Here is a 13,641-nt window from a genome sequence, read left to right on the forward strand (position 1 = left end):
GAGGCGCTTCAGTGGAAAGATTCGAGGCCGGTTACTCGGAGGAGGTCGAGGGCGGTGGCGGTGTGGGTGTGGGGGGCGGCGGAGTAGATGATGATGGTTTGGTCGGTGTCGGGGACGTGCATGGCGTCGCAGTCGAGGGTGAGGGCGCCGAGGTCGGGGTGGGCGATGGTTTTGGTGAGGCTGTGCATGGCGCTGGAGCGGCCTGCCTGCCAGAGTGACTCGAATTCTGGGCTGCCGGTGCGTAGTTCGGTGAGCAGGCGGGTCAGGCCGGGGTCGTCGGGGTAGGTCGCTTTCACCGCGCGCAGGCAGCCCACGCAGGCGGCCGCGTTGCTGTCGGCCTCCTCGGGTGTCATCACGACGCGGCCCATGCCGGTGCCGAGGAAGCGCTGCCACATGATGTTGCGCCGGCCCACCGGGATCGCGGAGAAATCACCGAGCAGGGCCGCCGACAAGGGATTCCAGGCAAGAACGTCGGATTTGGCCGAGAGCACGAGCACCGGCAGATCGGCCAGGCGATCCAGCAGCCGCAGCACGCTGGGACGGATCACCATCGGAATCCGCCCGGCCTGCGGCGGTTCCGACCCGGCGAGCCGGAAGACGAGATCGCGGTCGACATCGGTGAGCCGCAGCGCCCTGGTCAGCGCGCCGAGCACCTGCTCCGACGGTTTCGGTCCGCGACCCTGCTCCAACCGCACGATGTAGTCGACGCTCACCCCGGCCAGGTTGGCCACCTCCTCGCGCCGCAATCCGGGGACCTGCCTGCGTGATCCGCCCGGCAGGCCCGCGTCGGCGGGGGTCAGCCGGGAACGCGCGGTGCGCAATACCGTCGCCAATTCCGCTCTGTCCACCCCTCCCATGGTGCCGCAGGACAGCGGGTCAGGGGTGGTACCGCGGGTCCTATGCCGAGGCAGCACTGGAGACCGGGCCGGGTCGGGGTGACTCTGGAGCCATGACAACGATTGCCTTGGTCACCGGGGCCAACAAGGGACTCGGCCGGGAAACGGTGCGCAGACTGGCCGAAGCCGGCTGGCTGGTGTTCCTCGCCGCCCGCGACACCGCGCTCGGCGAGGCCGCCGCCGCCGAATTCACCGCGGCCGGTGTCGACGTTCGATTCGTCCCGCTCGATGTGACCTCCGACGACTCCGTCACCGCGGCCGCCGACATCGTGAAGGCCACCGCGGGCCGCCTCGACGTGCTCATCAACAACGCGGGCATCGGTGGTCCCCGTAGCGCACCCTCCGAGACCGGCCCCGATGATCTGCGAGAAGTGTTCGAGACCAACGTCTTCGGCCCGGTCCGGGTGACGAACGCGTTCGTGGGTCTGCTGCGGTTGTCCGACCATCCCCGCATCGTGATGGTGTCCAGCGGTGTCGGCTCCATCGCGACGGTCACCGACCCGAAGTGGCAGGGCCTGCTGCCGCCCGCCCTCGGCTACCCGAGCACCAAGGCGGCGCTGAACATGCTCACCGTCATGTACGCGAGCGAACTCGGCGAGATGAAGGTCAACGCGATCGATCCCGGCTACACCGCCACCGACCTCAACGGGCACAGTGGTTTCCAGACCGTCACCGAGGGCACCGACGCCGTCGTCGCCGTGGCGACGGCCGACCGGGACGGCCCGACCGGCGGATTCTTCGATCGAACGGGCCCCACCTCGTGGTGAAGGCGGGCGCCCTGCTCGTGGCGGTGCTCGCCGGCCTCGGCATCACCACCTATCTGATGAGAACGGAGAGCCCAGTGGCACAACCGAAGACGAGCACGGTGCTGTCGATCGGTCTGCATCCCAGCGCCGTCGACTACACGCGCTACCCGCAGATCGACGAAGCCACCCTGACCGCGCGCATCACCGCAGGCGAAACCGCCTTGCGCGAAGCAGGTTTCGACATCGTCTCCTGCCAGGTCTCAGCCGACCCCGACGCGGCCGAAGCGGTCCTGCGCGAATGCGCGGCGGGTGGGGAGTTCCGGGTCGCGATGATCGGCGCGGGTGTGCGGATGGCGCCCGAACACACCCTGCTGTTCGAGCGGCTGATCAATGTCGCCTCCGACCTCGCGCCCGGAATTCGATTCTGTTTCAACACGTCTCCGGAATCCACCATCGACGCCCTGCGCCGCTGGGTTCAGCCCGGCTGAGAGGTGACCGCCTACTTGTGGCCGCCGCCGTGGTCGTGACTGCACGTGTCGGTGCGCCGGCCGTCGGCGCTCGCCTGGCCCGCGCCATGACCTTCGAGCGCCGCGAACGGGCCGCACTGATGCGGGGCGATCCAGACGTGCACCATCGGATTGCCCGCACCGGGGTTGATGGAGTTGGGCGGGCAATTGCCCTGGGCGTCGAGGACACCGGCGACCACGGGGCCGTTGTCGCCCGCCTTCCAGCAGAGATTGTCGTGGACGTGCCACTGCATCAGGGAACCGCCGAAGTCCACCAGGCTCGGGTCGTCGATCTTCTTGCCGTTGGCGATGTACATCGCCGACACGAGGGTGCGGCCGGTTCCGTCGACCCGATAGACCAGCGACTCCGGGTGGGCGGGGTCGAGGAAGTTGTTGTCGCGGATGTAGCTCATGTTGATGTAGTGCTCGTACCCGGTGGCCGAGTCGCCGATCGAGCGGAAGCCCAGGGCGCCAACGGTGTTCACATCCGAGAAGGCGGGCAGGCCGTCGAGCGTGCTGCGCACCAGGTTGGTCGCGCGCGACTGCTGGTCCGACGTCACACCGGCGACACCCGACAGGTCGATCGGCTTCGTGGGATCCCACGGGCGCGGCCAGTTCGCCTCGGTGCCGTGATCGTCGCCCGCACCGTGCGCGTGGTCATCGCCCCCGGCATGCGCGTGATCGCCGGTGTCGCCGTGACTGTGGACGTGCCCGACACCGTTGAGCATCGCCGCCAGCGCCAGCACACCCACCGCGGCGGCCGCGATTCCGGAGCGCATCGGCGGCAGGGTCGCGGTGGGCCGGAGCAGACCGATACCCGCGGCAACGGCGGCCAGCGCACCCAGCACCGCGCACACGGTGTCGGCCACCTGCGGTGACTCCGCGGTCAACCCGGCGATCCACCCCACATCGGCGAACCGGGTGAACGCCCACACCGCGGCGGCGAAGGCATTCGCCGCGAGCATCGAGCTCACGACCACCTTCCGCTCGCTCAGCAAGACCGCCAGCCCGGTCGCGCACTGGATCGCGGCGAGCACCACCATCAGCCGCGCCAGCGTGGCGTGCTCGGTGTGCATGCCCGCCGCCATGAAATGCACGGCGCCCGCCCCCACCGACGCGATCCCGCCCAACAGCAGGTATCCGTTACGTCCGTTCGCCATGCCACGCTCCTGTGTTTTCTGAGCGCTGGCGCGCTCGAGCGGGGCCCTTCGGGCCCCTGATCTTCCCTCCCTCCGGGCACTCCTTCGTCGCACCCTCCACTCAGTCCAGATCAGGGCGGGCCCCTTGGGGTAGTTCGCGCCGGACATTACCGGGGCACACTGTGGCACCGTTGCCACCCGGATAAGAGAACTCTGTGACCGATGTCTCGCCACAGTGTCCGGAAACGGCGAACGCCGGGCGGATCGCGATGATCCACCCGGCGCAGGCCGTTGTGCGAGAAGAACTTACGTGGTCGGCTCGAAAGCCTCGCCGATGATCTCGGCCTGCTCCACGGCGTGCACCTTCGACGAACCCGAGGACGGGGCCGACATGGCGCGACGCGAGATGCGGCGCAGACGGCCCAGGCGCTCGGGCAGCACCTCGGGGAGGTTGAGGCCGAAGAAGGGCCATGCGCCCTGGTTGGCCGGCTCTTCCTGGACCCAGGCGATGTCGGTCGCGTTCGGGTACTTGGCCAGCGCCTCGTTGAGGCGGTACGTCGGGATCGGGTAGAGCTGTTCGATCCGGACGATCGCCACGTCTTCGCGCTTGTGCTTGGCCTTCTCCGCGGCCAGCTCGTAGTAGAGCTTGCCCGAGGTCAGCAGGATGCGCTTGACCTTGGCGGTGTCGCCGATGCCCTGTTCGTAGGTGGGCTCGTCGAACACCGAACGGAACTTCGACTCGGTGAAGTCCTTGACGTCGGACACCACGGCCTTGTTGCGCAGCATCGACTTCGGCGTGAAGACGATCAGCGGACGACGGATCCCGTCGAGCGCGTGCCTGCGCAGCAGGTGGAAGTAGTTCGCCGGGGTGGACGGCACCGCCACGGTCATCGAGCCTTCAGCGCACAGCTGCAGGAACCGCTCGATACGACCGGAGGTGTGGTCGGGACCCTGACCCTCGTGGCCGTGCGGCAGCAGCAGCACCACGTCGGAGAGCTGGCCCCACTTGGCCTCACCGGAGGAGATGAACTCGTCGATGATCGACTGCGCGCCGTTGACGAAGTCACCGAACTGCGCCTCCCACAACACGAGTGCGTTGGGGTTGCCCAGGGAGTAGCCGTATTCGAAACCGACGGCGGCGTACTCGCTCAGCGCCGAGTCGTGCACCGCGAACCAACCCGGCTTCTCCGAGCCGATGTTGTGCAGCGGGGTGTACTCGACGGCATTGATCCGGTCGATGATCACCGAGTGACGCTGGGTGAACGTGCCGCGCCGCGAATCCTGACCGGTCAGGCGCACATCGTGGCCCTGGTCGATCAGCGAACCGAAAGCGAGCAGCTCGGCGAAGGCCCAGTCGACCTTGCCCTCGTAGGCCATCTCGCGACGCTTCTCCAGCACCGGCTTCACGCGCGGGTGCACGTTGAAACCGTCGGGAGTGTTCAGGAACGCGTCACCGATGCGCTGCAGCACCGACTTGTCGACCGCGGTGACCACGGTGGCGGGCACCTTCTGGTCGTCCTCGACGGACTCCGACGGCTCCGGAACGTACTTCTCCAGCTCGCGGACCTCGTTGAACACACGCTCCAGCTGACCCTGGTAGTCGCGCAGCGCGTCCTCGGCCTCTTTCATGGAGATGTCGCCACGGCCGATCAGCGATTCGGTGTACGCCTTACGCACCGAACGCTTGGTGTCGATGATGTCGTACATCTCCGGCTGGGTCATCGAGGGATCGTCACCCTCGTTGTGCCCGCGACGGCGGTAGCAGACGAGGTCGATGACGACGTCCTTGCGGAACTTCTGCCGGAAGTCGACCGCGAGGCGCGCGACCCAGTCGCAGGCCTCCGGGTCGTCACCGTTGACGTGGAAGATCGGCGCGCCGATGAACTTCGCGATGTCGGTGGAGTACTCGGTGGAGCGGCTGTTCTCCGGCGCCGTGGTGAAGCCGATCTGGTTGTTCACCACGATGTGGATGGTGCCGCCCACGCGGTAACCACGCAGACCCGACAGGTTCAGCGTCTCGGCCACCACGCCCTGACCGGCGAACGCGGCGTCACCGTGCAGCATCAGCGGCATCACCGAGAAGCCGTCGGGGCCGTCGCCCTTGTCGAGCAGGTCCTGCTTGGCGCGGACCAAACCCTCGAGCACGGGGTCGACCGCCTCGAGGTGCGAGGGGTTGGCGGTGAGCGAGACCTCGATCTCGTTGTCGCCGAACATCTGCAGGTACTGGCCGTGCGCACCGAGGTGGTACTTCACGTCGCCGGAGCCGTGGGTGGCCGCCGGGTTCATGTTGCCCTCGAACTCGGTGAAGATCTTCGAGTACGGCTTGCCGACGATGTTGGCGAGCACGTTGAGGCGACCGCGGTGCGGCATGCCGATGATGACCTCGTCCATGCCGTACTCGGCGCACTGGTCGATGGTGGCGTCCATCATCGGGATGACAGCCTCGGCGCCTTCGAGCGAGAAACGCTTCTGGCCCACGTACTTGGTCTGCAGGAAGGTCTCGAACGCCTCCGCGGCGTTGAGCCGGTTCAGGATGTACTTCTGCTGCGCGACAGTCGGTTTGACGTGCTTCTGCTCGACCCGCTCCTGCATCCACTTGAGCTGATCGGTCTCGAGGATGTGGGTGTACTCCACACCGACGTGGCGGCAGTACGCGTCACGCAGGATCGACAGCACATCGCGCAGCTTCATCCGCTCCTGGCCGTGGAAACCGCCCACGTCGAAGGTGCGGTCCAGGTCCCACAGGGTGAGGCCGTGCTCGGTGACGTCGAGGTCGGGGTGGCTGCGGAACTTGTCCTTGACCAGGCGCAGCGGATCGGTGTCGGCCATCAGGTGACCGCGGTTGCGGTAGGCCGCGATCATCTCGAGCACCCGGGCGCTCTTGTCGACACCGCGCGCGCTGATGTCCTTGCGCCAGCGGATCGGCTCGTACGGCACGCCCAGGCCGTGGAAGATCTCGTCGTAGAACTCGTCGGAGATCAGCAGGTTGTGGATGGTGCGCAGGAAATCGCCCGACTCGGCGCCCTGGATGATGCGGTGGTCGTAGGTCGAGGTCAGCGTCATCAGCTTGCCGACGCCGATATCGGCGATCCGCTCGTCGCTCATGCCCTGGAACTCGGCGGGGTACTCCATCGCACCGGCGCCGATGATCGCGCCCTGGCCCGGCATGAGGCGCGGCACCGAGTGCACGGTGCCGATGGTGCCGGGGTTGGTCAGCGAGATGGTGACGCCGGAGAAGTCGTCGTTACCGAGCTTGCCCTCGCGGGCCCGGCGCACGACGTCCTCGTAGGCCGCGTGGAACTGACCGAAGCTCATGTCTTCGGTTTCCTTGATCGCGGCCACGGCCAGCGATCGGTTGCCGTCCTTGCCCTGGAGGTCGATCGCCAGGCCCAGGTTGGTGTGGGCCGGGGTGACCGAGTTCGGCTTGCCGTCGATCTCGGCGAAGTGGCGGTTCAGGTTCGGGAACGTCTTGATCGCCTGCACGATCGCGTAACCCAGCAGGTGGGTGAACGAGATCTTGCCGCCGCGGGTGCGGGCGAGGTGGTTGTTGATCACCAGGCGGTTGTCGATCATCAGCTTGGCCGGGATCGCGCGCACCGACGTCGCGGTGGGGATCGTCAGCGAGGCCGACATGTTCTTGGCGATCGCGGCGGCGGGGCCGCGCAGCACCTTGTTCTCCGGACCGGCGGCGGCAGCCTTGGGCGCGGTGGTGGCCGGTGCGTTCGACACCGGTGCAGGTGTGGTCTGCGGTGCGCGCACCGTCTTGGCGGCCGGAGCCGGAGCGGCGGCCGGAGCCGGAGCGGCGGCTGGAGCCGCGGCGGGCTTGGGCGGTGCCGTCGCTACCACGGCTTTGGGAGCCGGGGTCTGCGCAGCAGCCGCCTTGGGGGCTGCGGCTGCTGAGGGAGCGGAGGAGGCGACCGGTGCCTGGCTGTTAGCGGATTCGGTGGCTTCCGGCGTGTAGTCCGCGAGAAACTCGTGCCAACTCGCGTCGACCGAGGACGGGTCCTGTTTGAACTTCTGATACATCTCGTCGACTAGCCACTGGTTCTGTCCGAACTGGGAAGTTGAGCTGCTCACAGCTGGTGTTCGCCTCATTTCGTTCTTCGCGCTGCGACGTTTGTGACGTGCCCGGCAGGGGAATCAGCGGATGGCTGCCGATGCGCCCTCACCGAGCATATGCCCAGCGGTTGACAGGCGTCGCTACCGGTCTTGGGTCGACACTATGCCCTCTGCCTCCAGCCCCGCCGCCCAGAGTCGGGAGTACCGGCCGTTACTGGCGAGTAGGTCTGACGGTGCGCCGAATTCCACGATACGGCCGTGTTCGACCACCGCGACCAGATCGGCGCGCGCCGCGGTCGCGAGTCGATGCGCGACCACCACGGTGGTCCGCCCCCGTGTCAGCGATCGGCTCGCTACCAGCACCGATGCCTCGGTTTCCGGATCGAGGGTGGAGGTGGCCTCATCGAGGAGCAGCAGGTCGGGATCGACCAGTTCGGCCCTGGCCAAGGCGATCAGCTGGCGCTGTCCGGCAGACAGCCCGCGGCCGCGTTCACCGACCGGATGATGCATTTTTCGAGGTAAACCATTGATCATTTCCGACGCACCGACGGTGTCGGCCGCGATCGCGATGTCCACCGATGTGGCAAATGTTTGCCCGAATGCAATGTTGCTCGCCACGTCGCCGGTGAACAAGTGAACTTCCTGGGGCACAATTCCCAGCCGCGTCCGGTACTCGGTGAGGACATATTTACGCAGATCCACACCGTCGACCCGGATCGCGCCCGCCGCCGGATCGGGCGGGAGGTCGTAGAGACGGGCCAGCAGCTTCACGATCGTCGACTTGCCCGCGCCGGTCGGGCCCACCAGTGCCAGCGTCGCGCCGGGCGCAACGGTGAAGGTGACGCCGTCGAGGGCGGGGGCGCTCGCACCGGGGTAGCGGAAGTGAACGTCGTCGAAGCTGATCTCACCGCGCAGGCGATCGACAGATATCGCGTCGGGTGGGTCGGCGGCGATCGACGACGTGGTGCGCAGCAGGTCGCCGATGCGCCGGAGTCCGACCCTGGCCTGCTGGTAGCCGTCGAAGACCTGGGACAGATCCTGGATGGGACTGAACAGCAGACCGAGGTAGAGCACGAACGCGACCAGCGTTCCGGTGGACGTGCGCCCGTCGGCGACGGCGTTGGCGCCCAGGTAGACCACCACGGCCAAGGCCACGTCGGCCCAGGCGAGGCCGAAGGAGAAGTAGGCCGCGATCGCGCGCTGGGCGCGGATCCTGGCATCGCGATAGCGGTGGGAGTATTCGGCGAAACGCCGCGCGGCGGCAGGCTCGTAGCGGGCGGCCTGCACGGCGCGCAGGCCCGCGATGTTCTCCTGGAATCCGGCGTTGACCACCGAGACCCGTTCGCGCGAGACGGTGTAGGCGACCGAGGACACCCGCCGGAAGGCAAGGGTGGCCAGCAGCATCGGCGCGACGGCGATCAGCACCACCACGGCCAGCCCCGCATCGATGAGGAACAGCCCGAGGGCGACGCCGATCAGGGTGATCAGCGCGACCAGCCCGGTGGCGACCCCGGTCTGCAGGAACGTCGACAGCGCGTCGACGTCGGTGGTCATCCTGGTCATGATGCGGCCGGACAGTTCACGCTCGTAGAAGTCCAGGCCGAGCCGCTGCAACTGGGCGTAACTGCGCACCCGCAGACCGAACAGCACGCGCTCGCCCGTGCGCGCGGTGAGAACGGTGACCACGGCGCCGACCACCAGACCGACCAGTACCAGACCGATCCCGATCACCGCCGAGACGAGCAGCGCGGTGTCGTCGCCGGCGGTGACACCGGTGTCGATGGCATAGCGGACCAGCGGCGGGAAGGCGATCCCGACCAGCGCGTCGACGACGAGCAACAGGACGACCACACACACCAGGCCGCGGACCGGGCGCAGTAGTGCGCGCAGGCCGAAGTCGGGTTGGGGTGCGCGCAGGTCGCCGGGCAGGGTGGGGTCTTCGGTGGCCGGTGGCAGTGCGTCGACCGCGGCGCGCAGCTCCGGCGTTTCGCTGAGGTCGGTCGACGTCGACGCCATGGATCGGGGCCTGCCCGCGTCGTCGCGCGGGGTGGTCGGGTCGGCGGCCGTCGGCACCACCGAACCGGTGGGTGCGGGCAACCGGATGACACGGTCGGCCTGGGCCAGCGTCGATTCGCGGTGCGCCAGGATCAACGTGGTACGCCCGCCCGGATCGGGCAGGCGACGGAAGATCTCGGCTTCGGTGACGGCGTCCACCGCGGAGGTGGCGTCGTCGAGCACCAGCACGCGGGGACGGGTGAGCAGCACCCTGGCCAGGGCGATGCGCTGGCGTTGACCGCCCGAGAGCGTCAGCCCGCGTTCGCCGATGACGGTGTCGTAGCCCTCCGGCAGTGCGGCGATGAACTCGTCCGCGGCGGCGGCCCTCGCGGCCGCCGCGATCTCCGCGTCGGTGGCGTCGGGCCTGCCGAGCGCGATGTTGGCGGCGATGGTGTCGGAGAACAGGAACGGATCGTCGAAGACGACACCGACCGCGCCGCGCAGCTCGTCGGCGCGCAGGTCGGCCAGGTCGACGCGGGTACCGTCGGCGCCGACGAGGTTGATCCGGCCCGTATCGGGTGCGTAGAAGCGGGGGAGCAGCAGAGAGAGCGTGGACTTGCCCGAGCCCGCCGGACCGATCACCGCCACCGTCTCGCCCGGGCGCACGGTGAGATCGAGTTCCTGCAACACCGGTTGATCCGGTTCGAAACCGAAACCGACAGCATCGAATTCGATCCCGAGTGGTCCCGGCGGCAGCTCGGTGGGGTCCGCTGGATCGACGAGTATCGGCGCCGCGTCGATCACCCCGAAGACCCGATCGACGGCGGCCTTGGTGAGCTGAGCCATGATCACCACCGAGGTGATCGTGCGGGCCGAGGACGTCATGGTGGCGAGGTAGGCGGTGAACGCGAGGAAGGTGCCGATGCCGATCGCGCCGTGCGCGGCGAGCACCCCGCCCACGATGATCACCGCGACCAGCCCGGCCTGGGGCAGCGCCGACACCACCGGCGCGAACCTGGCATTGATCCGCGCGGCGCGCATCCGTTCGGCGAACAGCAGCCGGCCGTGGTCTTCGAGGATGTCGACCATTCGGGATTCCTGCCCGAATCCCTTCACCACCCGGACTCCGGTCACTGTCTGTTCGACGTGTTCGGCGAGGTCGGCCGCGCGCTGCTGGGCCGACCAGGTCGCCGCGTAGAGCCGGGGCCGCATCCGCAACACGATCAATGCCATCGCGGGCGCGACCAGCAGCGCGGCCAGCGCCAGCGGCGGACTCAGCCACACCATCACCACCGCCGACAGCACGAACTGCAATACGGCCAGTCCCGACCACGGCACCATCGCCAGCAGTCCCTGCACCAGTTGCAGATCGGTGATGGAGCGCGACACCACCTGTCCGGTGCGGATCGCGTCCTGACCCGCGCCGTCGAGCCGCTGGAGGGCGGCGAGCAGCGAAATCCGCAGGCTGTGTTGCGCTTCCAGCGACAGTTTGCCCGCCCAGAGCCTGCGCGCGAACGTGACGACGAACCGGGTCACGGCCAGCCCGGCGAGCACAGCGGCGGCGCTGCCGATCACCGCGGTGTCGCCCACCTGCGCGGCGTCGACCGCGCGTTTGGTGGCCAGCGGTGCGGCGATCGCGACGGCCGCACCCGCCAGCACCGAGACCACGATGCCCGCCAGCAGCCGCGGATGTTCCAGGCACAGCCGCCAGAGCCTGCGGATCCAGCCCGACGAACCCGCGGTCGCGGGCACTACAGGTCTCGGTTGCGCAGGTCCCACCACCCCGCGGCGCCGACCGCTGCGGTCCACAGCAGCAGTACCACCAGGGCCGCCGGTGTCGGTGCGAAGACCTCGGCCTCGTCGAACGAGCCCGCGCTCACTCCGGCCACCGTGGCCGAGACGGGCAGCAGCGCGGCGAATCCGCCCGCGCCGAAACCCTTGGCCACCACCCAGATCAGCGGTTCGAGCGCGAACGCCCAGCCGAGCACCAGCCACACCGCGCCGCTGAAGGTGCGCAGCAGCAGCCCGATTCCGGCACCGAGCACCGCCCAGCACATGGCGACCAGCAGACCGGCGGCGAGCACCTCGATCAGCTGCCAGCCGAGTGCGAATTTTCCGCGCGCCGCGACGAACAGCACCAGGAAGCTCACCAGCTCGGCGGCCAGCGCGACAGCGAAGGCGAACGCGGCGGTGGCGAGGTATTTCACGATGACCAACCGGTCGCGATCGGGCGCGAACAGCACGCTCAGCGCCATGGTCTTGTGCCGGTACTCACCTCCGGTGGCGGCGATGCCGAGCAGTGCGGCGACCACGAAGACCGCGATCATCCCGAGGTAGAGCCCGACCGTGGCGGCGCCGGTCGCGGGCTGACCCTTCGGATCGGCAGGCCCGGACATGATCGCGGTGATCAGCGTCCCGACCAGTGCCAGCGCGATCGGCGCGGCCAGCAGTAGCCGGGTCTGCCGCAGCGCGACGATCTTGCGCGCCTCGGTATCGATACCGGGAACGAGATCGGCGGGCAGCACGGAGGTGGTCATCGGGGCATCCCATACGAGGTCGGCGCCGGGGCGTACGCGGCGGGATTCGGTGTGGGCACGGTGTGCCGGTGACGGCGTGGCTTGGTGAGCGAGGCGAGCACCCGGTCGGGGTGGATGGGGTCGGCCACGATGCTGCCGATCCGGACCTGCGCGAGCTCCGCGACGGCACGGATGGTGGCCTCGTCCGCCTCGGCGACGGCCAGCCGGCCGTCGGGGCGCATCACCGCGTCGGTGAAGCCCCGTCCCGCCAGCGCGGTCGCCAGTGCGATGGACGGGGACGCGGCGACGACGAGCCGGTCGGGATGGCCGCGGCGCAGCTTGGCCGGTGCGCCCTGCCAGACGACAGTGCCTTCGCTGAGCACCACGAGTTGATCGGCGCTCGCCACCACATCGGCCAGTGCGTCCGAACTCACCAGCACGGTGCCGCCGCGGTTCACCTGGCGGCGCAGCAGCTCGTGCAGCCAGCCGCGTTCGATGCCGTTCGCACCCGCGAACAGATCGTCGAGCACCAGCAGCGGGGGATCGGCCAGCAACGCCATGGCCAGGGCCAGACGCGTCTGCTGACCCGGATGCAGCTGCGCCACCACGGTTTCGGCGACGGCGGTGAGCCCGGTCTCGTCGAGCACCGCCGCGACCCGGCGACGGGACGCGCCCGCGACCGGCGCGTAGCACCGCAGCTGCTCGCGCACGGTGCGTGCCGGATGCAGCCCACGGGGGCTCAGTACCGCCCCGACCGCGGCGGGACCGTGGCCGGGGCCCTCGATATCGCCGGTGGTCGGCTGCTGGAGTCCCAGCACCATCCGCAGCACCGTCGACTTGCCTGCTCCCGCGGGACCGACGAGCGCGGTGACCGACCCCGCCGGGACGGTGAAGTCGATCTCGTGGACCGCGCTCACCGGACCGAACTGTTTGCCGACGCCACGCACCAGCACAGCGTCACCGCCGCGGCTCCTGCTCACTTCTTGTTCACCTTGCCGGTGCCGATCGCGGGCAGCGGATCGGCGTCGATCACGTTGTGCAGCGGAGTGGGCCACATCGCCGGCGCGGGGCCGAAAGCCTTGTGCGCGTTCTCGATGGTGACCTTGCCCAGCGCCCGGTTGCCCGCGCCACCGATGGCGGCGCCGATGCCGGCGGGCAGCACTTTGCCCGCCATCAGCGCGGCGCGCTTGGTGATGAAGCGCTTCATGAACTGTTGCAGCAGTTTGCTGTTGATCCCGCCGAGGCCGGGAACCTTGCCTGCCAGCGCGCCCGCCCAGTTCTTCGACTGGGTGCTCAGCCCCTTCTGCACGATCGCCATTCCGGCGTCACCGAGCACGACCGCGAGCACCAGCGCGCGCCGGGCTTCCTTGTTCTCGGGCTCGATGCCGTGCACCGCGGCCTGGGCCAGGGTGAACAGCGCCGACGCCTCCATGAAGAACACGGTCTCGGCGCTCACGGCCCCGAGCGCGGCGATCGTGCCGACCCCGGGCACCGCCGCGGTGGCGCCGACCGCGGCGCCACTGCCGGTGACGGCGAGCAGATACTGCTTTTCGAGCCGTGTCACGATCTGGGCCGGACTCTCCCCGGGATGACGCTCACGCAGGAACTCGACATAGCGGCGTACGGCCGGCGCCTGCAGCTTCGATCCGGTGTCGAGCACATCGACCACGGCTTTTTCGATCGCGTTCTTGAACACGGCGTCGTCCTCCTCTTCGCCCCAACGAGTCGAACTGTAGGGCACTTGCGCGCCCCAGAGCTCATCATGCCAACGACCACCGACAGCC

The 13,641-nt window shown here is 68.8% G+C and carries 9 protein-coding genes; 2 read left to right on the forward strand and 7 right to left on the reverse strand.

The genetic code is table 11. The annotated features are described in order from the left end of the window. Window positions 1-8: 8 nt before the first annotated feature. Window positions 9-848: a helix-turn-helix transcriptional regulator gene (locus tag ACWDXS_RS08805; protein WP_449963770.1), complete on the reverse strand. Its 840-nt coding sequence runs from the start codon at window positions 846-848 to the stop codon at window positions 9-11. A 101-nt stretch (window positions 849-949) separates the two neighbouring features. Between ACWDXS_RS08805 and ACWDXS_RS08810 the strand changes: the two genes are divergently transcribed. Further along, the gene (locus ACWDXS_RS08810) at window positions 950-1,663 is read left to right on the forward strand and encodes an SDR family NAD(P)-dependent oxidoreductase (RefSeq protein WP_449963773.1); all 714 of its coding nucleotides are present in this window, start codon (window positions 950-952) and stop codon (window positions 1,661-1,663) included. Beyond that, complete coding sequence (locus ACWDXS_RS08815) at window positions 1,657-2,130, forward strand: hypothetical protein (protein WP_449963776.1); 474 nt, start codon at window positions 1,657-1,659, stop codon at window positions 2,128-2,130. Before ACWDXS_RS08810 ends, ACWDXS_RS08815 begins: the two co-directional genes overlap by 7 nt. Window positions 2,131-2,141: 11 nt before the next feature. On the opposite strand, the gene ACWDXS_RS08820 is transcribed toward ACWDXS_RS08815, so the two are convergent. The 6 genes from ACWDXS_RS08820 to ACWDXS_RS08845 all read right to left on the reverse strand — a co-directional run bounded on the left by ACWDXS_RS08820 (window position 2,142) and on the right by ACWDXS_RS08845 (window position 13,553). After that, entirely contained in the window at window positions 2,142-3,308 is a 1,167-nt protein-coding gene (locus tag ACWDXS_RS08820; RefSeq protein WP_379314648.1) for a hypothetical protein, read from the reverse strand. A gap of 285 nt (window positions 3,309-3,593) precedes the next feature. Continuing rightward, window positions 3,594-7,313, reverse strand: a complete 3,720-nt coding sequence (locus tag ACWDXS_RS08825; protein WP_449964728.1) for a multifunctional oxoglutarate decarboxylase/oxoglutarate dehydrogenase thiamine pyrophosphate-binding subunit/dihydrolipoyllysine-residue succinyltransferase subunit — start codon at window positions 7,311-7,313, stop codon at window positions 3,594-3,596. Window positions 7,314-7,487: 174 nt separating this feature from the next. Continuing rightward, window positions 7,488-11,093, reverse strand: coding sequence for an ABC transporter ATP-binding protein (locus ACWDXS_RS08830; RefSeq protein ID WP_449963779.1), 3,606 nt, complete (start codon window positions 11,091-11,093; stop codon window positions 7,488-7,490). Then, window positions 11,093-11,878: an ABC transporter permease gene (locus tag ACWDXS_RS08835; RefSeq protein ID WP_449963782.1), complete on the reverse strand. Its 786-nt coding sequence runs from the start codon at window positions 11,876-11,878 to the stop codon at window positions 11,093-11,095. The genes ACWDXS_RS08830 and ACWDXS_RS08835 overlap by 1 nt, the downstream gene beginning before the upstream one ends. Further along, the gene (locus ACWDXS_RS08840; protein WP_378993441.1) at window positions 11,875-12,837 is read right to left on the reverse strand and encodes an ATP-binding cassette domain-containing protein; all 963 of its coding nucleotides are present in this window, start codon (window positions 12,835-12,837) and stop codon (window positions 11,875-11,877) included. The genes ACWDXS_RS08835 and ACWDXS_RS08840 overlap by 4 nt, the downstream gene beginning before the upstream one ends. Continuing rightward, window positions 12,834-13,553, reverse strand: coding sequence for a hypothetical protein (locus ACWDXS_RS08845; RefSeq protein WP_378993442.1), 720 nt, complete (start codon window positions 13,551-13,553; stop codon window positions 12,834-12,836). Before ACWDXS_RS08845 ends, ACWDXS_RS08840 begins: the two co-directional genes overlap by 4 nt. Window positions 13,554-13,641: the final 88 nt, after the last annotated feature.

It is taken from the genome of Nocardia sp. NPDC003183, from assembly GCF_053590715.1.

Bases quoted from the DNA above. Each gene is read 5' to 3' on its own strand.
- ACWDXS_RS08810 (WP_449963773.1), top strand. From the start codon at position 950: ATGACAACGATTGCCTTGGTCACCGGGGCCAACAAGGGACTCGGCCGG.
- ACWDXS_RS08820 (WP_379314648.1), bottom strand. From the start codon at position 3,308: ATGGCGAACGGACGTAACGGATACCTGCTGTTGGGCGGGATCGCGTCG.
- ACWDXS_RS08825 (WP_449964728.1), bottom strand. From the start codon at position 7,313: ATGTATCAGAAGTTCAAACAGGACCCGTCCTCGGTCGACGCGAGTTGG.
- ACWDXS_RS08835 (WP_449963782.1), bottom strand. From the start codon at position 11,878: ATGACCACCTCCGTGCTGCCCGCCGATCTCGTTCCCGGTATCGATACC.